The 1,353-nt window shown below is 52.8% G+C and carries 2 protein-coding genes; both read right to left on the bottom strand.

From position 1 onward, the window contains the following. Nucleotides 1-45: 45 nt before the first annotated feature. On the bottom strand, nt 46-513 hold the full coding sequence (locus J2751_RS15450) for a Fic/DOC family N-terminal domain-containing protein (RefSeq protein ID WP_245202893.1): 468 nt from the start codon (nt 511-513) through the stop codon (nt 46-48). A 181-nt stretch (nt 514-694) separates the two neighbouring features. Continuing rightward, on the bottom strand, nt 695-1,177 hold the full coding sequence (locus J2751_RS15445; RefSeq protein WP_245202892.1) for a GNAT family N-acetyltransferase: 483 nt from the start codon (nt 1,175-1,177) through the stop codon (nt 695-697). Nucleotides 1,178-1,353: the final 176 nt, after the last annotated feature.

Genomic DNA, 1,353 nt, shown 5'->3' with positions numbered 1-1,353 from the left:
TGCATGGGTTGCCTCGTAGGTTGGACACCAGAGGCAACCCGTTCCTCACGGGAGCCAGTTGCTACTGAACTCTAGAGGACTTTGTGACACGACCAGCAATTCGACGGTGATTGGATCGCCAGCTGTGATCGCATCCAATCCGTGCGTCAGCGCGTGTAGATAGTTCACGACTTCTTGGGTACCCTGCTGCCTGTCTTCGTCGATGAGATCCTCCTGTCCAGCCTCATAGGCGTAGATGTCTGAAAGAGTAGCATGTGTGCCCTCGATTTGCGAGGACTCCAGCGCTTCTTTTCGGATGAACGGCTCGATCAGGATCTCCCTTGAGCCGACACGTGGACCGATGCCGTGAAGTCGGCCAAGTGCCTGTGTCGCCTCCGCCAGCGGTGTAATGAGCTGTTCAGTATTGATTGAGGGCGGAAGCGGGTCAGGTTGAAACGCCGAATACGCCCCCTTCGACGTCGTCGTGGGAACGATCTCACCGGGTGCTGCCTCGTCGAAGTCATCTCGCTCCATTAGTGGTATCCCTACGAATACGCCCACCACTATTGGTATTTTTGGTACTAAATCAAAATAACAGTCTGGCTGATTGCGCTGTTACAACTACTCAGGATCTTTGGGGACAGGTTTGGAGGCACATATCTTTTCGCTGGTTTTGCGGGGGAGCACCTGCTCAGTGTGTCTGCAACTCGAGCGATTAGGACAGTTGTTTCGTCAGTTCTACACTCGGAATCTCCGGTGTGCCGGGGCCACTTGCATCGATTTCGCGCTGTTTTTCGAAGCCGAGTGTTTCGTAGAAGCCAACAGCGTTTAGCGACGCGGGAACGATTAGCTCCTCTACGCCTTCCTGTCGTGCGATTGTTTCGAGTTCCTCAACAATTGTGCGCCCGATTCCTTGTCCTGTGTAGTCGGGATCAACAAATGTTGCAGCCAGCACGTTCTCGTCGAGGTGGATGCTGCCCCAGCCAACAATCAATCCATCTAATTCAGCAATGATTGGACGACACGAATCGTCGGTAAACTCATCTTCAGGAATTGCCTCAGCATCTGGCTCAGCGGGTGCCAGAAGCGCAAGCTGTTCGTCCGTGTAGTACTCTTCTCCGTTCTCTCGGAGCGACTCCGATTGGATACGCGCCATTGCTGCTGCGTCTTCAGGAGACGCCTCTCGAAGAGAGATCATTATGTGAACAAGCAAACAGCTAGAATAATAACTTTCCCCCAGATTGAGCAATCCTCGTTTATATCGAGCAGTTGGACGAATACTCAGTACCTCACAAAGCATCGTCAGCTAACCCGACCTGAGCCACCTGTTCTGTTACAATAAGTCGTCGGTAGCGGTTGATCAACGCTGTTCGA

The organism is Halorubrum alkaliphilum (genome assembly GCF_017873815.1).
Taxonomy (GTDB): Archaea; Halobacteriota; Halobacteria; order Halobacteriales; family Haloferacaceae; genus Halorubrum; species Halorubrum alkaliphilum.
Note: the sequence above shows the minus strand (reverse complement) of the source record. Positions and strands in the feature narration are given on the sequence as shown.